General features: G+C 57.5%; 20 protein-coding genes. 12 read left to right on the top strand and 8 right to left on the bottom strand.

Annotated elements, in window-relative coordinates; genetic code table 11:
• Positions 1-82 precede the first annotated feature (82 nt).
• Positions 83-553 (top strand): outer membrane lipoprotein, encoded by a 471-nt coding sequence (locus LMS44_RS06575; protein ID WP_022520434.1) that lies wholly within the window; start codon positions 83-85, stop codon positions 551-553.
• 86 nt (positions 554-639) lie between these two features.
• On the opposite strand, the gene LMS44_RS06570 is transcribed toward LMS44_RS06575, so the two are convergent.
• The gene (locus LMS44_RS06570) at positions 640-921 is read right to left on the bottom strand and encodes a hypothetical protein (protein ID WP_027959688.1); all 282 of its coding nucleotides are present in this window, start codon (positions 919-921) and stop codon (positions 640-642) included.
• A gap of 176 nt (positions 922-1,097) precedes the next feature.
• Here LMS44_RS06570 and LMS44_RS06565 point away from each other — a divergent pair, with 176 nt between their 5' ends.
• Entirely contained in the window at positions 1,098-1,580 is a 483-nt protein-coding gene (locus tag LMS44_RS06565) for an FKBP-type peptidyl-prolyl cis-trans isomerase (protein ID WP_022520436.1), read from the top strand.
• Between the two features lie 70 nt (positions 1,581-1,650).
• Here LMS44_RS06565 and LMS44_RS06560 read toward each other — a convergent pair.
• Both LMS44_RS06560 and nikR read right to left on the bottom strand, forming a co-directional pair.
• Positions 1,651-3,008 (bottom strand): IS3 family transposase gene (locus LMS44_RS06560; RefSeq protein ID WP_223827930.1). Its coding sequence is split into 2 segments (ribosomal slippage): positions 1,651-2,526 and positions 2,529-3,008, totalling 1,356 coding nucleotides; the frame shifts between segments, so codons are not numbered across the junction.
• 76 nt (positions 3,009-3,084) lie between these two features.
• Positions 3,085-3,498: a nickel-responsive transcriptional regulator NikR gene (gene nikR / locus LMS44_RS06555; RefSeq protein WP_022520437.1), complete on the bottom strand. Its 414-nt coding sequence runs from the start codon at positions 3,496-3,498 to the stop codon at positions 3,085-3,087.
• 107 nt (positions 3,499-3,605) lie between these two features.
• Between nikR and LMS44_RS06550 the strand changes: the two genes are divergently transcribed.
• The 5 genes from LMS44_RS06550 (at position 3,606) to LMS44_RS06530 (ending at position 8,458) form a co-directional block, all read left to right on the top strand.
• Positions 3,606-5,195, top strand: coding sequence for an ABC transporter substrate-binding protein (locus LMS44_RS06550; RefSeq protein WP_278369016.1), 1,590 nt, complete (start codon positions 3,606-3,608; stop codon positions 5,193-5,195).
• Positions 5,186-6,166 (top strand): ABC transporter permease, encoded by a 981-nt coding sequence (locus LMS44_RS06545; protein ID WP_278369017.1) that lies wholly within the window; start codon positions 5,186-5,188, stop codon positions 6,164-6,166. The genes LMS44_RS06550 and LMS44_RS06545 overlap by 10 nt, the downstream gene beginning before the upstream one ends.
• Positions 6,163-6,963, top strand: coding sequence for an ABC transporter permease (locus LMS44_RS06540; protein WP_159176427.1), 801 nt, complete (start codon positions 6,163-6,165; stop codon positions 6,961-6,963). The genes LMS44_RS06545 and LMS44_RS06540 overlap by 4 nt, the downstream gene beginning before the upstream one ends.
• Before the next feature lie 63 nt (positions 6,964-7,026).
• Positions 7,027-7,851, top strand: a complete 825-nt coding sequence (locus LMS44_RS06535; RefSeq protein WP_159176426.1) for an ATP-binding cassette domain-containing protein — start codon at positions 7,027-7,029, stop codon at positions 7,849-7,851.
• Complete coding sequence (locus LMS44_RS06530; RefSeq protein WP_022520441.1) at positions 7,844-8,458, top strand: ABC transporter ATP-binding protein; 615 nt, start codon at positions 7,844-7,846, stop codon at positions 8,456-8,458. Before LMS44_RS06535 ends, LMS44_RS06530 begins: the two co-directional genes overlap by 8 nt.
• A gap of 177 nt (positions 8,459-8,635) precedes the next feature.
• Here LMS44_RS06530 and LMS44_RS06525 read toward each other — a convergent pair whose 3' ends face one another.
• From LMS44_RS06525 to LMS44_RS06510, 4 genes are all read right to left on the bottom strand, one after another.
• Positions 8,636-9,826, bottom strand: a complete 1,191-nt coding sequence (locus LMS44_RS06525) for an MFS transporter (protein ID WP_022520442.1) — start codon at positions 9,824-9,826, stop codon at positions 8,636-8,638.
• Between the two features lie 27 nt (positions 9,827-9,853).
• A complete protein-coding gene (locus tag LMS44_RS06520; protein WP_009287315.1) occupies positions 9,854-10,486 on the bottom strand; it encodes a C40 family peptidase in 633 nt (210 codons plus the stop codon).
• 95 nt (positions 10,487-10,581) lie between these two features.
• Positions 10,582-13,059, bottom strand: coding sequence for a DUF1266 domain-containing protein (locus LMS44_RS06515; RefSeq protein ID WP_278369018.1), 2,478 nt, complete (start codon positions 13,057-13,059; stop codon positions 10,582-10,584).
• A 165-nt stretch (positions 13,060-13,224) separates the two neighbouring features.
• A complete protein-coding gene (locus LMS44_RS06510) occupies positions 13,225-13,467 on the bottom strand; it encodes a GlsB/YeaQ/YmgE family stress response membrane protein (protein WP_008958536.1) in 243 nt (80 codons plus the stop codon).
• 138 nt (positions 13,468-13,605) lie between these two features.
• Between LMS44_RS06510 and LMS44_RS06505 the strand changes: the two genes are divergently transcribed.
• The 5 genes from LMS44_RS06505 (at position 13,606) to LMS44_RS06485 (ending at position 18,949) form a co-directional block, all read left to right on the top strand.
• Positions 13,606-14,475, top strand: a complete 870-nt coding sequence (locus LMS44_RS06505) for a D-hexose-6-phosphate mutarotase (protein WP_022520444.1) — start codon at positions 13,606-13,608, stop codon at positions 14,473-14,475.
• 61 nt (positions 14,476-14,536) lie between these two features.
• On the top strand, positions 14,537-14,728 hold the full coding sequence (locus tag LMS44_RS06500; RefSeq protein WP_022520445.1) for a hypothetical protein: 192 nt from the start codon (positions 14,537-14,539) through the stop codon (positions 14,726-14,728).
• A 33-nt stretch (positions 14,729-14,761) separates the two neighbouring features.
• Positions 14,762-16,165 (top strand): YcjX family GTP-binding protein, encoded by a 1,404-nt coding sequence (locus LMS44_RS06495; RefSeq protein ID WP_278369024.1) that lies wholly within the window; start codon positions 14,762-14,764, stop codon positions 16,163-16,165.
• Positions 16,162-17,199, top strand: a complete 1,038-nt coding sequence (locus LMS44_RS06490; RefSeq protein ID WP_138799963.1) for a YcjF family protein — start codon at positions 16,162-16,164, stop codon at positions 17,197-17,199. The genes LMS44_RS06495 and LMS44_RS06490 overlap by 4 nt, the downstream gene beginning before the upstream one ends.
• A 109-nt stretch (positions 17,200-17,308) precedes the next feature.
• The gene (locus LMS44_RS06485) at positions 17,309-18,949 is read left to right on the top strand and encodes a BCCT family transporter (protein WP_138799962.1); all 1,641 of its coding nucleotides are present in this window, start codon (positions 17,309-17,311) and stop codon (positions 18,947-18,949) included.
• Between the two features lie 96 nt (positions 18,950-19,045).
• On the opposite strand, the gene LMS44_RS06480 is transcribed toward LMS44_RS06485, so the two are convergent.
• Positions 19,046-20,167, bottom strand: coding sequence for an ABC transporter ATP-binding protein (locus LMS44_RS06480; RefSeq protein WP_022520449.1), 1,122 nt, complete (start codon positions 20,165-20,167; stop codon positions 19,046-19,048).
• Positions 20,168-20,257 lie beyond the last annotated feature (90 nt).

The raw sequence follows: 20,257 nt of genomic DNA, 5'->3' as shown, positions 1-20,257 counted from the left end.
CTGTGCCTGCCCAGTTATGAGCGCTATATGGATAACAGGCCAATGGATGACAGTTATAAAAATAGACACTCTGGAGGTTTTAATGAAACGTCTTCTTCTACCTGTTGTCGCACTGAGCATTCTCACGCTGGCAGGCTGTGCCAATACGTCTGGCTACTCTGGTGATGTCTATCGCGGCAGCCAAGCCAAAACCGGTCAAAGTGTTACTTACGGCACTATCGTGGCGGTTCGCCCGGTGCAGATCCAAGCGGAAAGCCGTGCCGGCGGCCTTTTAGGTAGCGGCGGTGGCGCGGTTATCGGCGGTCTTCTAGGTAGCCAGGTCGGCGGTGGCTCTGGTCGTCAGTTGGCGACTGTAGCAGGCGCCCTGGGCGGCGCTGTGGCAGGTACGGCCGCTGAAGATGCGACTAACCGCGTTAATGCGCTGGAGATGGAAATTCGTCGCGATGACGGTACCGACGTGGTTGTCGTTCAGCGTGCGGATCGCCAGTTCCAAGCCGGCCAGCGTGTGCGTTTGATTGGCAATGGCGCCAACATGAGCGTGGCACCCTATTAATCGAGAGCGTTAATCTAGCGCTTAAGTATCAAAAAAGCCCGGCCATCAAATGAGAGGACCGGGCTTTTTATTTTATCGCGAACAGCTTAGTGATGGGTTTTATTCCCAGCCCATTTAGCCAGCGCCATGATTGCCCAGCCAATCAGGGCAAGCAGGATGACGACCAGCAGCATTTCAACCGGCTGCACCAGGGTGGTGGCCCCCAACACTGCCAGCGTAATCACCCATAGATAGCGATTGTCGCCATGGCTTTTCAAAAAACCGGGCAACACCTTATCTAACCCCTCGCTAACGCCGCTATTCCAGCGCTGATAGACAAAATAAGCAATCAGGCAAAAAGCGATAAGCCAAATAATCAAGATCGTCATTACATGCTCCAAAAGTGATAGGGCAAAGGAAAAAATAATGGTTGTAGGGTATCCCTGGTCACCCTGACGCGCAATACCGCCGAAAGTGGTGAGTAGGAAAAAGCGTCGCTACCCCCTGACAAGCCAGCGCACACGCGTTACCATATTGGGACATGCACTCACCGAAAGGTTATTCCATGCAAATTGCGCAAAACTCGGTTGTCGCGTTTCACTACACCCTGACCAACGATGCAGGTGAAGTGCTAGACAGTTCCGAAGGCCGTGAGCCGCTTACCTACCTCCACGGCGCTGGTAACATTATTCCGGGTCTTGAAAAAGAGCTGGAAGGTCGTGCAGCAGGCGAGAAGCTGAACGTTGCCGTATCCCCTGAGGAGGGTTATGGCGAGCTGCAAGAGCAGCTGATGCAAGAAGTACCCCGCGATGCGTTCCAAGGCGTTGAAAGCATTGAGCCGGGTATGCAGTTCCAAGCCCAGACTCAAGGCGGCCCTCTGATGGTGACCGTCAAGAAAGTCGAAGGCGATACGGTCGTTGTCGATGGCAACCACCCGCTGGCCGGCCAGCAGCTCAACTTTGATGTTGAGATCGCTGAAGTACGTGAAGCGAGTGCTGAAGAAGTTGAGCACGGCCACGTGCACGGCGAAGGCGGCGTTGAGCACTAAGACGCTCGCGTAACCGCTGCAAAAAGGGCGACCCTATTGAACTGACCCCATAAACTTGGACAGTGAAAAACTAAGCAGCCAAGGCCTGATTTCGGTACTGCACCGGACTCAGGCCTTTTAATTTGGTCTTAATCCGCTCGTGATTGTAGTAATGGATATAGTGCCGAATGCCCGCCTGTAATTGCTCAATGGTGTCAAAGCGGTTCAGGTAAAAATATTCTGACTTCAGCGTACCAAAGAAGCTCTCCATTGCGGCATTATCCAGGCAATTGCCTTTACGTGACATGCTCTGAATCACGCCATGCTCGCTGAGCTTACGCCGGTAAGCTGACATCTGATATTGCCAGCCTTGATCAGAATGCAGTAAAGGCGCGTCTTGGTCGGCCAACTTAGCCAAGGCTTTCTTGAGCATCCCCCCTACCAGCGAGTACTGCGGCTGTTTCTGCATTGAGTAGGACACGATTTCCCCGTTGTAGAGATCCATCACAGGCGACAAGTACAGCTTTTCGCCTCGGATATTAAACTCCGTGACGTCGGTTACCCACTTTTGGTTGGGTCGTTCAGCATGAAACTGGCGGGCAAGAAGATTGGGAACACTGGCCTGTTGTCCACGATAGGAGCGGTATTTCTTCGGGCGTACCAGCGACTTCAAGCCTAGATGCTGCATTAGGCGCTGGACTGTCTTATGGTTGACCTGCTCGCCCGACTGACGCAACGCTGCTGTGATTCGGCGATAACCGTAGCGGCCTTTGTGATGCTCGTAGAGGACGTGAATGCGTCGCTTCAGACCAGCATGCCGATCTTCCAACTGCTGAGCCCTTGCCTGATAATAGAACGTACTACGCGACAATTCTGCTACTTTTAGCAGCACCGCCAAAGGGTGGCCTTGCTTCAGCTCAAGGACTATCTGCGCTTTTTCTGCGCGGCTTGTTCTTTTGCCTGACGCAAGGCCCTCAACTTTTTTAGGTAGGCCACCTCAGCACGCAAGTACTCATTCTCTTGGAGCAGCTGCTCCAGCGAGCTCTTATCCGTCAGTGGAAGTGGGGGCTTTGGGGGCTCTGTTGTAGGCATCTTCGTCGGACGTCCTCGGGCTTTAGGCTCCAACGCTTGGAAGCCTCCTTCATGATACTGGCTTTCCCACTGTCGTACGACGCTCGTACCACCTCGAATATCGAACAGAGTCGTCGCTTGTAAGGCTGATAGCTCCTCTTGCCTCATCTGTTGCAACACCGCTAATTTGAACTCAGCGCTGTAGTGGGTGAACTTTTTCTGCAAGCCACTTAGACCATGCTGTTCAAAGTGTTTAACCCAACGCCTGACGGTTGTAGGGCCAAGACCGTACTGTCTGGCCAGACTCTTGTAACCCTGCTGTCCTTCTGCGTAGCGTTGCACTACTAGTAACTTGAACGCTTCATTATGTTTCGTCATGAAAAACACCCCAATCGTTGGATGAGCGTCCAACTTTTGGGGTGCAGTTCACTATCGGGTTGCCCTTTTTTTATGCTTAAAAAGAAGGTTCTTCGTCAGGTATTAGCACCAACTGGCCATGACGAACGCTGCGCGACGAAGTGACTTCAGCAGCAAATTGTTTGAGCGCCCGCCCCTGACCTTTGAGCAACGCCACCTCCAGGCAACTGTCATGGTTGATATGTACATGCAGAGTCGAAAGCGTCAGGTCATGATGGTCATGGGAGTGGCGTGTTAAGCGCTTGGACAGCTCCCGAGCGGCATGATCATAGACATACACCAGCGCGCCCATGCAGGGCGAGTCAGGTGCAGCCTCTTCTCTCGCCTGTTTTAAGCCGCTGCGGGTCAAATCGCGAATCGCCTCTGAGCGGTTTTGATAGCCGCGCTCGCGCATCAACGCATCCACTTCTGCCACCAGCTCCTCATCAAGCGTTACCGTTACACGCTGCATTCACGCCCCCTGTACTGATTAACTTTGCATGCGCTGCCACCACCGGTAGTATGATGTTATTGTAAAAACATCATACTAGTGACGCTAACAGCATAAAGGATAAAGCGATGACTAAACCAACTCGCCCCATCTTACTGGGTATTGCGCTAAGTTGTTTAGTCGTAGCCACCACTGTGCAGGCAAAAGAACAGCTGGTACTTGCCATTGGCGGCGAACCCGAGCAGGGTTTCGACCCACTGTTGGGCTGGGGGCAGTATGGCAATCCACTGTTTCAGTCGACGCTACTTTCACGGGGCAAGGATCTTGCGCCGCAGCCAGAGTTGGCCACTGAGTGGTGGCTTTCCGAAGACCGCCTGACCTGGACACTCACACTTCGCGAGGACGCCCGCTTTGCCGACGGCACACCGCTGACCGCTGAAGATGTGGCTTATACTTTTAATGCGGCGGCCCAGGCGGGCGGGCGAGCGGATCTTAGCGCGCTTGATGTAGCCACAGCGCTTGATGAGCACACTGTTTCGCTCCGCCTGAAAGCCCCGCGCATTACCTTTATCGACCAGTTGCTGACACTAGGCATTGTGCCCCACGCCGAACGTGACAACGGCTATAGCGAGCAGTATGGCCGCCATCCTCTAGGTTCTGGGCCCTATCAGTTGGTCGAGTGGCAGGAAGGCGAGCAGCTCATTGTGGAACGTAATCCTTACTTCTACGGCCCTACACCTGCTTTTGGACGGCTGGTATTTCTCTTTACCGGTGAAGACACCACACTAAGTGCCGCCCATGCCGGCCAAGTGGATATCGCATCAATTCCTCCTGCCCTGGCGGCCAATGTGCCAGCACATATGCAGCGGGTGATTATGGAGAGTGTCGATAATCGCGGCATTCTGTTTCCCATGCAGCCTGCCAATGGCGAACACGCCGCCTCCGGCGCGCCGATTGGTAACAATGTGACGGCAGATATTGCTATACGTCAGGCGATCAACCTTGCGGTTGACCGCGATACGCTGGTGGAAGTGGCACTGCACGGTTATGGGCGCCCCGCCTTTGGCCCGGCGGACGGCCTCCCCTGGAGCGATAGCGATGAACGCCTTGCCGCGCCCGACCTTGACCGGGCGGAGGAGATACTCGACGCCGCAGGCTGGCAGCTACGCGATGATGGCCTGCGCTATAAAGGTGGCCTGCCCGCTAGCTTTCGACTTACCTACCCCTCCAGCGATACCACCCGACAGCTGCTTGCGGAAGTCAGTGCCGAGATGGTTCGTCCACTGGGAATTGAGATACAACCCACCGGCCGTCACTGGGACGAAATCCAGCGCGAAGCACTGCACCAGGATGCCATTATGTTCGGTTTTGGCAGCCATAGCCCCCAGGAAGTTTACTACCTCTTCCACAGTCAGCATGCGGGCAACGGTTTCTACAACAGTGGTTTCTACGCTAATCCAGAGGTGGATGCCCACTTGGACGCCGCCCAGGCGGCGTCTAGCCTTGAGCAAGCCAACCGCGAGTGGCAGGCAGCGCAGTGGGACGGCACCACCGGCTACGGAGTACGCGGCGATAGTAGCTGGGCCTGGCTGGCCAATCTTGAGCATGTCTATTTTACCAATACCTGCTTAGATGTCGGAGATCTAGGTGTAGCGCCCCACGGCCACGGCTGGCCAATCACTGCCAACCTGCTTGAGTGGCGCTGGACGTGCGACTAATTGCGCCTATCGCCAAGCGAGTGGCTCGCCTGGCGCTGGTATTAACCTGCGTCGCCCTAGTGTCGTATGGGCTTATGATGGCCTCCCCCATTGACCCCGTTGATGCCTACCTAGGCCCACAAATGGCCCAAGTGAGCCCAGAGCAGCGCGCACTGATTGCCCAACGCTGGGGGTTTGATGAGTCAGCTGCCGTTCAGTTTGGCCACTGGCTGCGCCAGTTAGTCAGTGGTGACTTAGGCTGGAGCCATGTGTATAACCAGCCGGTCAGTGAGGTAATCGCTCAGCGCTTTCAGCGCTCCATTGCGCTACTGGGCAGCGCCTGGCTCATTTCAGCGCTGGTGGGGTTTAGCCTGGGTGTGGTGGCGGGGGCCAAAGAGGGCTCCAAGCTGGATAACATCATCAGTACCTACGCCTTTATTACCGCCTCCACGCCCGCCTTTTGGCTGGCGATACTTGCGGTGCTGCTATTTTCGGTAACCCTGGGGTGGACACCCACCTGCTGCGCAGGCCCCGCCGGGGCGTTAAACCAGGAAGTCACCCTCGCCACACGGTTGCACCATTTACTGCTGCCAGTGGCTACCCTGGCACTGCTGGGCATCGCCAGTATCACCCTGCACACCCGCACCCGCATGCTTGAGCTAATGCGCTCCGACGTTGCTACCCACGCCTTTGCTCAGGGCGCCAGCCGTCTTGATGTGGCTTGGCGCCACGGTCTTCGCCACGCCAGTGTACCGGCGATTACGCTAGCGTTTGCCTCACTGGGCGAACTGTTTGGCGGCTCCATTTTAATCGAGCAGGTATTTGCCTACCCCGGCTTAGGTCAAGCCACAGTGGCGGCGGGCCTGCGCAGTGACGTCCCACTGCTGCTGGGCATCGCACTCTTTACCGCCCTTTTTGTCAGCGTCGGCAATATGATCGCCGATAGCCTCTACGCCGTTATTGATCCACGCATTCAGCCAGGTGGTTTATGAGTCAGGCTCAACCGCGCCTTCGTGCCGCCGTCAGCCTGGGGGTCACCGCCCTGCTGGTCATGGGGCTAGTCGCTAGCCAGTGGCTGCTGGGTGATTCACCGCAACAGATGCAGTTTGACGCCCGCCTGGCACCGCCCAGCGTTGACCACTGGTTGGGCACCGACGCGCTGGGCCGTGAACTCTGGGCGCGCACTCTGGCGGGGCTGGCACTAAGCTTCTGGGTGGGCTGCTTGGCGGCGCTACTGAGCACGCTGATTGCCTTGAGCCTGGCAGCGATAGCCACGCTGTCAGCGCGGCTGGATGCGCTGGTGAGTCTGCTGATTGATACGCTGCTTAGCGTGCCTCATTTGATTTTATTAATGCTGATCGCTTTTGCCCTGGGTGGCGGTACCCAGGCAGTGATTATTGCCGTTGCGGTGACCCACTGGCCAAGCCTAGCCCGAGTGTTGCGCGCCGAACTATGGCAGTTACGGCAGGCGCCCTATGTGCGCATCTCCCGCGCTCTAGGTAAATCGCGCTGGTTTGTGCTCCACGGCCACCTGCTCCGCCATCTTATTCCCCACTGCCTGGTCGGCGCGTTACTGCTGTTTCCCCACGCCATTCTCCACGAAGCCGCATTGACCTTTTTGGGCTTTGGCTTAAGCCCCAGCCAGCCCGCTATTGGCGTGTTACTGGCCGACGCCATGCGCTACTTAAGCGGCGGTTACTGGTGGCTGGGAGTATTTCCCGGCTTGGGGCTGTTACTGATGGTACTGGGTTTCGAGCGCCTCTCAAGCCACCTACGCCGTGCGCTTTAGCGCTTTTCAGAAAAATTGGCTGTAAAAACCACTGGCTGTAAAACTATTGATGGGAGGCCTGCCGTGTTAACAATTGATCAATTATCGCTACAGCTACCTCTGTATGCCTCCTGGTGGAAGCGCGACTGGGCAACCTGCCTGGATGAATTTTCACTCACGGTGTTCCCTGGCGAGGTTCATGCGGTGGTAGGCGCCTCCGGTGCCGGAAAAAGCCTATTGGCTTATGCCATTATGGGTTTACTGCCAACACCTGCACGCTTAAACGGCCAGCTTTACTATCAAGGCAAACCGCTTAACGCGTCACGCCAACGCCAGCTTCGCGGCCGTGAGCTGGCACTGATCCCCCAATCGCTAAGCGCCTTAGATCCGCTGGTGCGTACTCAGCGCCAGGTGACCTGGGCAGCCCAGCGCGCAGGCCAGCCATCAGCACATGCTTGGCACGCCTCCCAACAAGCCCTTGATCACTATCAGCTAGATGCCCGTGCACAGCAGGCCTATGCCCATGAGCTATCCGGCGGCATGGCCCGGCGCGTGTTGACGGCCATGGCCCATGTCAGCCAAGCCAAGCTGGTGATTGCCGATGAACCCAGCGTAGGCCTTGACCCCCACCAGCGTCAGCGGGTGCTGGATGCGCTGCGCGAACTGGCCAACCAGGGCAAAAGCGTGATTCTGATTACCCACGACCTGCGCCATGCGCTGCCAATCGCCGACCGCGTCACCATTATGCGTGACGGCAAGCTGGTCGAAACTGCGCCCGCCTGCGCCTTTCAAGGCAGCGGCGCTTCGCTTACCAACGCTTATTCACAGGCATTGTGGCTGGCGCTGCCGGACAACGCTTTTGCAACGACTGCCATAAGCTGGCGTGAACAGGAGGCGCACGTTGCTTAAAGCACGCCAGCTGAGTTTTCACTTTGCCCCCAAGGTACCGCTACTTCAGGACATTTCGCTAACGCTGTGCGCGGGTCAGTGGCTAGGGTTAAGCGGCGACTCGGGGGCGGGTAAATCGACGCTAGGCCAACTGCTGGCGGGCTACTTAGCGCCCCAGGCAGGTGATATCACCCTGGATGGCGAGGCGCTACCGAAAAGCGGTGTGCAGCCTGTGCAATGGCTACCGCAATCGCCGGAGCTAGCGGTGAATCCACGCTGGCGGGTAGGTAAGATACTGCGCGAAGCCTGGACGCCTTCTGACACCCAGTGCCAAGCGTTTGGCGTGAAAGCAAAATGGCTGACGCGCTTCCCTCAGTCGTTATCGGGGGGAGAGCTGCAGCGGGTATGCGTGTTGCGAGCGCTCGCGCCGGGAGTACGCTTTCTCGTCGCCGATGAGATCTCCACCATGCTCGACCCCATTACCCAGGTTGAGCTTTGGCAGGCATTAAAACGAGAGGCCGAACAACGCCAGCTTGGCGTGCTGGTGATTAGCCACGACACCGCCCTACTGGAACGGCTTTGCCCACAGCGCTTGCACTTAAGCGAAGGGCAGCTGAAGCCATGGTAGTTGATGCCAGGGCAGGTTGAAGCGAGGGTCTTTCGACATGGCCGGAAAAATATTCCCGACCATTCCGGCATTTCCGCCATCCCTGGCGGTCAGATGTCGAAAGTAGCGCCCAGGGAGGGGTTCACAGCGCCCTCGCGGAAACCTGCGCTCGGCATCAATGCGTGCAACTGGTGAAGGTTAGCCAACCGCTTGGCGACGCTCAAAGCGCCATAGTCCGAAAGCAATTAGCAGCGTGATACTCAGCAGCAACCACGAACCGACGCTCACGCCCGACCACCCGGCCCAGCGCCAGAACGGCTCCAGCCAGAAGCCGCCCAAACTGGCTCCCACGTAATAAAACACCAGGTAGAGCGCCGAAGCGCTGCCCCGCGCGCCCTGGGCATAGCGCCCTACCCAGCTGGAGGCCAACGAATGGGCCAGGAAAAAGCCAAAGGCATTAACGGTTAAACCGACGATAATCAGCAGCAGCGAATCCGCTAAGGTAATCGCTGTGCCCAGCATTAAAATCATGACCCCCACCATCATGCATGCCGCGGGAGAAAACCGCCCGGCCAGATGCCCGGAAATCATCGAACCGAAGGTGCCGCCGAGATAGGTCAAAAAAATCAGCCCCAGACCACTGGCGGCTAATTGATACGGCGCTGCCGCCAACCGAAAGGTGATATAGCTGTATTGATTGATAAAAATCAGGAAGTTGATACCCCCCAGGCAATAAGCAGCGAGTAGCACCGGGTTACGCAAATGATTGACTAAATCGCTTGCCGCTTTGCGCAGCTCAAAGCGCTGGGGAGTAAAGGCGCGACTATTGGGCAACAGGCGCCAAAACACTCCACAGCCAATTAGCGTCATAATGCCGACCGCTAGAAATGCCGCCGTGGGGCCGCCAATTTCAGCGGCGCCGCCACCGACGATACGCCCACTGATTCCGCCAAGTGAATTAGCGCCAATATAAAGTCCTACAGCGCTTAACAGCGCAGGCTTCTCAAACTCATCGCCCATCCAGGCGATCGCCACCGCTGGCAGCCCGCCCAGCACAAAGCCCTGCACTAGGCGCAAAAACAGCAAGCTTTCAAAGGTGGGGGCGAATGCCAAGGCAATAGAACAGCCACCTGCAAGCAGCAGAGTAATGCGCATTATGCCTTCGCGACCAATGGCATCCGAGAGTGGCCCAAAGACCAACAGCGCAATGGCTAAGGAGAGAGTTGACACCGACATGAGCAGGCTGACACCTAAGGTCGAGACCTGGTAGGTCTCCTTTAACCCCGGCAGCAGCGGCTGTGGTGCGTATAAATTGATAAAAACAAGAAATGAGCCGAGGCAAAGCGCCAAGGTGGCGCGCCACCAGGCGCGCGATTTGGCTTCAATCATGCCGTTCCTAAAACGTGTTCGATCTGGCTACTGGAAAACGCTGCCACCCAGCTGGGCCAGATGCGTTGGCTCCAGCGCGCGACGTGACTGCCAGTAGTAGCGCTGCCAGTAACTATTATTCAGGCTGGAGATAATGACCCCTTTTGAGGTCGAGGCGTGGAGAAAATACCCATCGCCCACGTAGATACCCACATGGTTATAACGACCCGGCGGTCGGAAGAACACCAGATCGCCCGCCTGCAGCTCTTGGCGGTCGATCGGGCGTCCCTCGTGTACTTGACCACGGGTGGAGCGCGGAAGCTCTAAATTAAAGGTGTCACGGTAAACATTGCGAACCAAGGCCGAACAGTCGATGCCTCTTTCTGAGGTGCCGCCAATTCGGTAAGGCGTTCCTGCCCAGCGCTGGTGTTGCGCCATCAGCGCCTCGCGAACCACTGTTGGCGGCGGTACTTGCAAGCTGCGCAAATGCGCATCGATGGGATCAACCGGGGACATTTGCGGGTTCGCCCCCATTCCCGGCAACGTCATTGAAAAGTAATTCTCGGGGGCCTGAATATTGTTTTGTCGCGCTGAACCTGCACAGCCAGCGAACAATGTAACTAAAAAACAGACACTTACGACACGGACAGCGGTCACAGCGGGGCGTGGCGACGCAACCATGCGATTAACCTCGTGACATTAATAAGAGGGCGGTATGACAAAACTCATTTTTTCTAAGCACGACTATAAGCTAATTATCATATGTTTGGCGAGCATCAATGTAATGTGCGCTGATCGCCCGGTAAGGTATCAATATGCAGTGGCGCAAAATGGCGTGGTTTATTGCCTGGAAAATCCAAGCTCACCCATGGGCCAGCCAAAACCGGCGCACCGCATATCCAGGCCACCAGCGCCTGACGAAAACCAGCTAAAAAGCTTTCTCGCTCCGGGGTTTCGCCCATAAAAAACGAGAAGCCTGCATACATCCCCATGGCGTACTCCTGCCATCCGGCATAGTGATCTGCCGCCAGTTGGTAAGCACGATCCAACACCTTAGCGAAAGCAGCGCTATCCAGCCAGTTTAACTGCCGCGCGGCAATGGCCAAATCGACCAGCTGGGCAATATCCCAGGCCGCCATATCCACCTCATTACAACCATCTTCGTTGTCGCGCACACGACGTAAGCGAAGCAGGTGGTGGCGTTCATCTTCAGCACAGTCGCCGGATTCAAGAATGGCGATCTCAGCGCTTAAGCGCTCAGTATTGAGGGTATAGGGCGCGTAGTTAATCTGATACTCCTGGCGATCCCCCGACTCTAGCATGTAGGTCAAAAACTCCTGCATATCGCCTGCGTTGCTCAAGTGGTAGTGGCTCTCCACCCACTCGCGAATCTCGGCACACTCACGGGCACTCTCAGGCTGGGGCTCACTCCATACCGCACTGTTCAACGGGCCCACCAGCGACATAGCGGTGAAGTGACTCAAGGTGGGGCGGCTACCCGGTTCGCGCCAAGCGTCGTGACGCCAATCCAGCCAGTGAAACAGACTGCCAGGATCTTCAATGTGCCAAATAATTTCATTCACCAGCGAGGCGTGCTCAGGCTCGGGCAGACAGCTCTCCCAAGCGAACCAGGCTTCCAACAGCCGCTTGGCATTGGGATAAAAACGGCACAGGCAGCTTCGCAGTGCGCTGGCATACTCCATTAACGGCGCGCGATCGAATAAGCCGCTGTCGAGGGACATATGCAGATAGAAGGCGAATTTTTCGGCCATATGGATCGTCGCCGCATGGCGGCTTACCCCTTTAACCGCATTGCGCTGCTTAAGCTCTTCCGGAGTCGGCTGACCAAACCAGCTTTGTGAGGGAGGCAAAACGCCATGCACGGCGTCGGCCGCCAACTGATTAAGATGGTGCGCCTGGGCGGGTAACCAGTAGCGTGCCAGTGCATGAGCACCTTCATCGGCATGTAAGCCAAGTGACTCCTGCAAATAGAGCGCCGCATCGGCACGCTGCTCTTCCGGCAGCGCCGCGGAGGGGGCTATCTGGCGCAGCATGGCATCCGGTTCGCGTACGCTGGCCAGCGCCAACAACCAGTGATGGGGCGTATTGCGCCACTGCCGAATGCGCGCTTGGGATGCCTTGCGCGTAGGTTCATCCAATAACTCCCCTGGGAGACATTTCCAGGGGCTATTCCAAGGGCTATGGGCGCTGTGCAGCAATAACTGATGCCGCTCGCTGGGTGTTTTACCCCGCCGGTCAATGCCGTCAAACAGGCTCTGCCCGCGCCCGTACGCATTCAGCACGGCATACCAGTCGTGGTAGCGCCGACTGAGTAAATCAGCGGCGTGCCCCGCTAAGTCATCAGCCTCTTCCTGGCTCAGCAAGCCACAGCAGGCGCCAGCCCAGGCAAGTTCCACAATCCGCAGCCAATCCCAAGCCGCCCACTCCAGGGGCTCGCCTTGAGTGACGAACTTATTCAGCACCGGCGCATAGGGCGAATCTTCCACAACGCTACGCTGCCACTCCATGCGTTGGGCGTTGTCCATACTGAGCAATTCGCGTGCTTCAATATCCCAGCGCTGGCGCTCACCTTGAGCGCCTAGCCAAAGTATCACGCCAATTAGCGCATCACGGTCATGGACATCCCACACGTGGGCCAGCCACTCGGTGGCCTCGGGCCAGTCGGTTTGGCTGGCAGGATAGACAATAACCGGCCGGAACAGCGCGCATAGCCGCCAGCTCTGCGCTTCGGGCTGCTGAGGCCATAGCGAAGCGGGAGCCGGCAGTTCAGCCAGGGCATTTTCAAGCGTATCCCAGGTAACCCCCTCGCCATCGGTTTCAAGCTTGGCCAGCGCTTGGCAAGCGTCAATAAAACGGTCATCGGCCCCCACTTCCCAGCCCCGCGCGCCTAACGCACGGCGCAGGTCTGCCAGCCAGGCACGTAGGTCGCTGTAATCACTGGTGATGCGGCGAGTTAGGTGATGCGCCCAATGACGGGCTTGATCAGCCTCTAACCAGCCAGCCGCTCCCGCCAACGCGGCCCATTCCAAAGCGCCTAGCAAACGGTCAGCGCTACCTGCGGGAGCCCCCAGCCCGTGGAAGAGCTGTTCGGCCAGCTCGCCTCGATTGGTAATGCCCAGTTGTAGCAGGCGCTGCTCTGCCGCTCCTGCATCGACCGCCAGCGGATGAGGAGTAAACGCCCAATCACACAGCACCAGCTGTTGGGCCCACCAGGCATTTAACACGTCGATCAAGAGGCACCTCGAAAAAGCACAATAACACCAGCAAATAGCTGGAAGTAAAGCTGCCTAGTGTAACGGAAAGTGGTGCGAACACCGATAGCCTTAGGCCTCGGTATGCATAAAACGACACCGCCCGGCAAAAGGCCGGGCGGTGACATACAGGTAGCAACTCAATCGCTACGCTTTTTTAACCTTACTGATTACCCAAAGAAGCACCACGGCACCCACGATCGCGGTGACTAGCGAACCGATAAAGCCACCGGACGAGAGGCCCAGAAGGCTAAACAAAAAACCACCTATAACCGCACCAACGATACCGACACCGATGTTACCCAGGATGCCAAAACCGCCGCCGCGCATGATGTTGCCAGCAATCCAACCAGCCAGGCCACCAATGATTAACCATGCAATAAAGCCCATATAGTCTCCTTACTATCTCGATTACGGGTTGCAGTTACGCGTTTTACCTTAGAGTCACGCTTGTTCTACCATAGCACACAGCGTTAGTGTTCGGCGCCTATTCGGTATCGATGCTTGGCAACTCTTAAAGGAAAATTCATGATCCCCGACTCGCTCAATCAACTGATTAAAAGCACTCAAGGACAGCAAACGACACAGTGGGAAGGCCGCGACGTGGTGCTTTTCAATATGCCTTGGGGCGAGTTGGTGGTTAGTCTCCAGGGCGCTCAAGTGCTGCACTTCTGCCCTGCTGGTGATACCGGCTGGTTATGGCTGACGCCTACGCCCCAGGCGCTGCCAGGCGCTATCCGGGGTGGTATTCCGCTCTGCTGGCCGTGGTTTGCCGACGAGCGCTATTCCGATGAGAGCCCCAACCACAACGGCCCTTTCCATGGCCTTGCACGCCATGCTGAGTGGCGTCTAGACGCTGTTGATGAGCACGCCGAGGGAATTGAGCTCCACCTCTCTCCAGCACAGCCCCTACATACACTGCTTACCGCGCGCCTGGTGGTACAAGCCAACGCCCAGCGCTTGAACGTTGAGCTGATTAGCGAAAACATCGGCGAAACGCCGATTAAAACCAGCGGTGCGCTGCATACCTATTTAGCCGTTGCCGATACCCACCAGTGTCGTCTGGAAGGCCTTTCCGGCGCGCGCTATCTCGACAAACTGCGCGACTTTGCGGAGAGCGAACAGCAAGGCACGTTGGCCGTTCAAGGCGCCGTTGACCGCATTTATCACACCAATGAAGCCGTGCTGCTCAACGATGGTGAGCGCAGCCTGCGCATCGGCAAGCAGTCCAGCGACTCCACGGTAGTGTGGCACCCCAACAACGACCTTCCCAGCGACACTCCCGTCGACGTAGCACGACATTTTATCTGCGTTGAAGCCGCCAATACACGCCTAGACCCAGTCTGGCTAGTGCCTGGCGCCCAGCACCTGTTAGGCACCACCCTCAGCCGCAGTTAATCTTCGGTTCATCAATGCTTTGCTATCATGTGCTCAATGGCATTAGAGCTAGGGAGATCCAATGGATCCGCAACAATGGCTAGAAGCCGCCACGCTGGCGTTTAATTTAATCGGTATGGTGGTGTGCTTAGTGGGCCTAACCTTGGCGCAGAAGATGACCCGGCGCTGGCCAGGCTACACCCTGGCGGGGGTTGGCTTTTTGATCGCCACCCTACCGATGCTTTCGCAACTGGTATTAATGTTTAGCCAGTAAAGGCTAGGCAAGAGCCACAAAGGGATCGAAAGGATGCGCCAGCCGTTAAGTCGCGAACTGAGCAATTTATTAGAGCGTGGGCGAGATCGCCAGCTGCGCTTGGCGGTCACCGGCCTTTCCCAAGCGGGGAAAACCGCGTTTTTGACGTCGTTGGTCAATCAACTGCGTCATGCGGGCGTTGAGGCGCGGCTCGATTTGCTGCCTGCTGCCCGGGAAGGCCGCCTGCTGGGTGCCCAGCGGCTTAACCAGCCCGACTTAGGCGTGCCACGGTTTCCCTACGACCCCGGCATGGCTGCACTACGCGATACGCCGCCGCGCTGGCCGGAGCCCACCCGCGGCATCAGCGAGTTACGCTTACAGCTGCGCTACCGCCCTGCCCGCAGCGGCTGGCTAACCCCTGAAATCGCCCACCTTACCCTGGATCTATTCGACTACCCCGGCGAGTGGCTGCTCGATTTGCCGCTGCTGCAGCACGACTTTTATAGCTGGAGCCAGGCCCAGGCGTTACACGAGGGCGAACAGCGCCGCAGCCTGTTTAGCGAATGGCTTGCCGCAGTAGAACAGCTCGACCCCGCTGGCGAAGCGGATGAAGCCCAGCTTGCTGCTCTTGCCGAGGAGTACGCTCAAGGCCTTCGCCGCGCCAAAAAGGCCGGTTTTTCCGACCTGCAGCCAGGGCGTTTTTTACTGCCCGGCGAACTGGAAGGTGCGCCGGTGCTGCAGTTTTTTCCGCTACCGCAGCTCGACACTACTCAACTCAACACCTCTAGAGAAACGCTGGAGGCACTGCCTGCCAATAGCCTTTACGCTACCCTGGCGGCGCGCTTTCGCTACTACCAGCAGCAAGTGGTCAAGCCCTTTTATCGCGATCACTTCCGCCGCTTTGACCGCCAGATTGTACTGGTGGACGTGCTTGGCGCGCTCAATGCCGGGCCAGAACGCTTTGAAGACCTTTCCAGCGCGCTACGCCAGTTAATGCACAGCTTCGATTATGGCCAACGCAGCCTACTTACGCGCCTGTTCGCACCTAAAATTGACCGCCTGGCGATTGCCGCCACCAAAGCCGATCACGTCACTCCCGATCAACACGGCCACTTGGTACAGCTGTTGGAGGCCCTGCTGGCAGAGCCTCTCAAAGACCTTCGCTTTGCCAACGTGCCGGTTAAAGCGCTCTCGCTGGCGGCCATTCGTGCCACTGAAGCCCGTGAGGTAACCCATGAGGGTAAGCGTTCACCTGCACTGCGAGGCACCACACTAGAGGGCGAAGAGGTGCTGGTTTACCCCGGCGATGTGCCCGCCCGGCTGCCCGCTGCCGATTTCTGGCAGCAGCAGGGCTTCGACTTCCCCGCCTTTCGCCCGATGCCAACCAGCTCAGAAGCGTTGGATCATATCCGCATGGACGCCGCCATCGACTGGCTGATTGGAGATAAACTGACATGACCACCCCACAGCCACGCCGCCACTTCACGCTGGATGACCAGCCTGAAAAGGCCGCTGATGCAGAGACAGTCCTACGTCAGCGCGAAGCCTTTGCTGGCGCCAGCGAGCATCATCCATTGGCGCCCTTGCCAGAAGATAAAGCGCTGCCTGCCGCCAGTTTAGGTGCGCCGCGTAAACGCCGCTGGGGGCTGCTATTTGCCCTGGTGGGTGGTGCCGGGCTAGGCACGGCAGAACTGGTCACCGGCATTCCTGATGCGATGGCTCAGTCGCAGTGGCTAGCCATGGCCTGGCAGCTGTTCGGGGTCAGCCTGATTGGCTTGGGCGGCCTCTCCCTGCTCAAAGAGGTGGGCCGTTTGCGCCGTCTCAAGCGCCACGACAAACTGCGCGGCGATCTGGCCGAGCTGCCGCTACGCTCGCCCAAGCAGGCCCGGGCGATGGCCGAGCAGCTAAGACGTCAGCTCAAACTCGCCGACGATGACCCGCACTGGCTAGCCTTTCAGCGCGCTTGCCAACCCCACCATAGTGGTGAGGAGATCCAGACGCTGTTGCGTTACCACCTGCTAGCGCCGCGTGATCGCGAGGCCCAGCGCCTGATTACGCGTATGTCCGGCGAAACCGCCATCATGGTCGCCATCAGCCCCCTAACGCTGGTGGATATGGCGCTGGTGGCTTGGCGCAGCCTGGCGATGGTGGATCGACTCTGCCGCCTTTATGGGCTTGAGCTGGGCTACGCCAGCCGCCTGCGGCTGTTTCGTAACGTGCTGCACAACATGGCTTTTGCCGGTGCCAGCGAACTGGCCACCGACGCCAGTATGGATATGCTCTCGCTGGATTTAGCCAGCCGCCTTTCCGCCCGTGCGGGTCAAGGCCTCGCCACCGGGCTGCTTAGCGCGCGCCTTGGGTTACGCGCCCAGCGGCTCTGTCGTCCGGTGCCCTTCACTGCCGATGAGCAGCCCAAAATCGCCGATCTACGCCAAGACCTGTGGCGGCAAATCAAACGGCTCGATAAAGAAAAGGTGCCGCAGAATCGCTAAAGGGTTAAACGGCGGCCCCCCTCCTTTTCGGCCACAAAATGGGATTCAACGCTGTTTATCCTCATGATGGGGGTTTGACATGGCATCTTCCACTGAGGAGACGTAGTGTATGAACCATCCCAATGATCCTGAGTCGCCTTCGGTAACGAGCGACATGCAGACCGACTATGTCGTCGGCCAGGACAATATCAAGGGGCAGCTTGGCCCCATCGGTTTCGACATCCACAACCGCGTTTTTGTGGTATCCGCGCTTGCTTCCGCTATCTTCATCGTCCTCACCCTGCTGTTTCCAGAGCGAGCGGGGAGCACTTTTCAGTCCATTGTTGCCTTCTCGACGGGAACGTTGGACTGGTATTTCATGATTCTGGTCGACTTCTTTATTCTGTTCTGCTTAGCGCTGGTGGTTCTGCCTTATGGCTCAGTCAGGCTGGGCGGGGCCGATGCGCGACCGGATCACAGCTATCTCTCCTGGTTCGCCATGCTGTTCACCGCGGGAATCGGCATCGGCCTGCTGTTCTTCGGCGTACTCGAACCGGTTTATCACGCCAATGTCTCGCTGCCTCTGGGCATCGCATCCCCCTTCGGCGCCGATGGCGAACTGAACTCAGCGGCTATTGATGATGCCAGCGCCATGGGCCTGGCGGGTACCTATCTACACTGGGGTATCCATGGCTGGGCGGTGTATGTGGTGATGGCGCTAGCGCTGGGCCTGTTTACCTATAACAAGGGCCTGCCATTCTCTATTCGCTCGGCGTTCTTTCCCATTCTCGGTGAGCGTGTCTGGGGCTGGTGGGGCCATGTGATCGATATCCTGGCGGTGTTTTCCACCCTCTTCGGGCTGGCCACCTCACTTGGGCTTGGGGCACAGCAGGCTAATGCGGGGATGAACTTTGTCTTCGGCCTGGAAGTAAGTACCTTGACCCAGGTCATCGTCATCATTCTGGTGACGGCGGTGGCGCTGGTGTCGGTTTGGCGCGGTCTTGAGGGCGGCTTGAAGAAGCTCTCAGAGATCAACATGATCCTGGCCGTTCTGTTCTTCTTTTTTGTGCTTTTCGCTGGCCCTACTCTGCTGGCCATGGCGGGTTTCTGGTCGGGACTTACCACCTATGTCACGGACTTTATTCCTCTGTCCGCGCCCTTTGGTCGTGAGGACGATGCCTACCGCCAGTCCTGGACGATTTTCTACTGGGCTTGGTGGATTAGCTGGGCACCTTTCGTGGGGATGTTTATCGCTCGGGTATCCCGGGGCCGCACGGTGCGTGAGTTTATACTCTGCGTGTTGCTGGTTCCCAGTCTGTTTATCTTTATCTGGATGGGCGTCTTTGGCTCAACCGCCCTTGAACAGCTCTATGCTGACCCGGTGGGCAGCCTGGTTAAAGAGTATGTAATCGACAACTACAGACCCGAGCTTTCGCTGTTCGGCATGCTGAACGAACTACCGTTGACGGGCCTGATGTCGACCTTGGGTATCGTCCTGGCGCTGATCTTCTTTGTCACCTCCTCGGATTCCGGCTCCCTGGTCATCGATACCATCACCGCCGGTGGTAAAATCGATGCTCCGCGGCCACAGCGTATGTTCTGGGCGGTCGTCGAGGGCCTCATCGCGATTGTGCTGCTGATCGGTGGTGGTCTGACCGCCCTTCAGGCAGGTGTTACCGCCACCGCTATTCCGTTCTCGATTGTGATGCTGCTGATGTGCTACTCGATCATCAAGGCGCTCAATGGCGAGCTGCGGCTTATTCGTAAGTGATACCTGCAGTTGAAATCTTTAGGCAACTACAAAAGAGGCCCCCTGCTGAAACCAGCAGGGGGCCTACTATTTCACAACAGGTTCAAGTCAAACCGCTTACGCAATACGCTGTTCGGTCTCGGCATCAAATAGAATCGCTCTGCCCATATCAACACGTAGCGATAAGCGCTCCCCTGCAACCACTGCGCATTTAGGCCCAACACGGGCGGTAACTTCCTGTTCGCCCAGGGGTAAACGCAGCAAGATATCCGCCCCGGTAGGTTCTACCACCGCCACACTGGCGCTCAGCAGCGTTCCTTCGGCTTGGGACGTTAACCGCTCATCCTCTTCGCTGAAGTGCTCTGGGCGTAGGCCAAGAATGACCGGCTGGTTAAGCCGTTCGGCCATATCTGGGGCGATGCGCTCCTCCGGCCAGGGTAGCACCAGCTCATCCTCACCTGGCGTGGCAATCCTCAGTTGATACCCACCGTTATCGTCCTCCAGTGTGGCGCGAATGAAGTTCATCGACGGCGAGCCCATAAAGCCAGCCACAAACATATCCACCGGGTTGTTGTAGACCTCATCCGGCGAGCCGAGCTGCAGAATATGGCCGTCGCGCATCACCGCAATGCAGTCGGCCAGGGTCATGGCTTCGACCTGGTCGTGGGTGACGTAAACAATGGTGGTGCCCAGGCGCTGGTGGAGCTTTTTGATCTCGGTGCGCATATCCACGCGCAGTTTGGCATCCAGATTAGAGAGCGGTTCGTCAAACAGGTACACCTTTGGCTCCCGAGCCAACGCACGTCCCATGGCTACACGCTGACGCTGCCCGCCGGAGAGCTGTGCAGGCTTGCGTTCCAGCAGGTGGGTAATTTGCAGTAGATCGGCTACCCGCTCCACCGCGGCTTCCCGCTCGGCTTTGGGCACCTTGCGCATCTCCAGCCCGAAGCTGATGTTCTGGCGTACAGTCATGCTGGGGTAAAGCGCGTAGGACTGAAATACCATGGCGATATCCCGATCCGCGGGGGTGCGCCAGGTTACGTCTTCACCATCGATATAAATATTGCCGGACGTCACTGGCTCAAGCCCGGCAATGGCGTTCATCAGCGTGGATTTACCGCAGCCTGACGGCCCAACCAGAATCAAAAACTCGCCGGAATCGATGGAGATACTAACGTCTTTGAGCACCCGCTCGCTGCCAAACTCTTTACGCACGTTGTGGATTTCTAAAGCTGCCATAATGAAAATCCTATTCTAAAGCGACTGACAAACTCCATTCATCTGGGTTGGCCAGAAGCAGCCCTCCGCGGGGGCGCTGTGAACCCATCC

It is taken from the genome of Halomonas profundus (genome assembly GCF_020865425.1).
In the GTDB taxonomy this organism is placed as follows: Bacteria; Pseudomonadota; Gammaproteobacteria; order Pseudomonadales; family Halomonadaceae; genus Vreelandella; species Vreelandella titanicae.
The sequence above is the reverse complement of the archived record's forward strand: the minus strand, read 5'-3'. Positions and strand labels throughout refer to the sequence as shown.

Bases quoted from the DNA above. Each gene is read 5' to 3' on its own strand.
- LMS44_RS06495 (WP_278369024.1), top strand. From the start codon at position 14,762: ATGCGCCAGCCGTTAAGTCGCGAACTGAGCAATTTATTAGAGCGTGGG.
- LMS44_RS06505 (WP_022520444.1), top strand. From the start codon at position 13,606: ATGATCCCCGACTCGCTCAATCAACTGATTAAAAGCACTCAAGGACAG.
- LMS44_RS06510 (WP_008958536.1), bottom strand. From the start codon at position 13,467: ATGGGCTTTATTGCATGGTTAATCATTGGTGGCCTGGCTGGTTGGATT.
- LMS44_RS06565 (WP_022520436.1), top strand. From the start codon at position 1,098: ATGCAAATTGCGCAAAACTCGGTTGTCGCGTTTCACTACACCCTGACC.
- LMS44_RS06490 (WP_138799963.1), top strand. From the start codon at position 16,162: ATGACCACCCCACAGCCACGCCGCCACTTCACGCTGGATGACCAGCCT.
- LMS44_RS06480 (WP_022520449.1), bottom strand. From the start codon at position 20,167: ATGGCAGCTTTAGAAATCCACAACGTGCGTAAAGAGTTTGGCAGCGAG.
- LMS44_RS06575 (WP_022520434.1), top strand. From the start codon at position 83: ATGAAACGTCTTCTTCTACCTGTTGTCGCACTGAGCATTCTCACGCTG.
- LMS44_RS06500 (WP_022520445.1), top strand. From the start codon at position 14,537: ATGGATCCGCAACAATGGCTAGAAGCCGCCACGCTGGCGTTTAATTTA.
- LMS44_RS06520 (WP_009287315.1), bottom strand. From the start codon at position 10,486: ATGGTTGCGTCGCCACGCCCCGCTGTGACCGCTGTCCGTGTCGTAAGT.
- nikR (WP_022520437.1), bottom strand. From the start codon at position 3,498: ATGCAGCGTGTAACGGTAACGCTTGATGAGGAGCTGGTGGCAGAAGTG.
- LMS44_RS06540 (WP_159176427.1), top strand. From the start codon at position 6,163: ATGAGTCAGGCTCAACCGCGCCTTCGTGCCGCCGTCAGCCTGGGGGTC.
- LMS44_RS06550 (WP_278369016.1), top strand. From the start codon at position 3,606: ATGACTAAACCAACTCGCCCCATCTTACTGGGTATTGCGCTAAGTTGT.
- LMS44_RS06570 (WP_027959688.1), bottom strand. From the start codon at position 921: ATGACGATCTTGATTATTTGGCTTATCGCTTTTTGCCTGATTGCTTAT.
- LMS44_RS06485 (WP_138799962.1), top strand. From the start codon at position 17,309: ATGAACCATCCCAATGATCCTGAGTCGCCTTCGGTAACGAGCGACATG.
- LMS44_RS06525 (WP_022520442.1), bottom strand. From the start codon at position 9,826: ATGATTGAAGCCAAATCGCGCGCCTGGTGGCGCGCCACCTTGGCGCTT.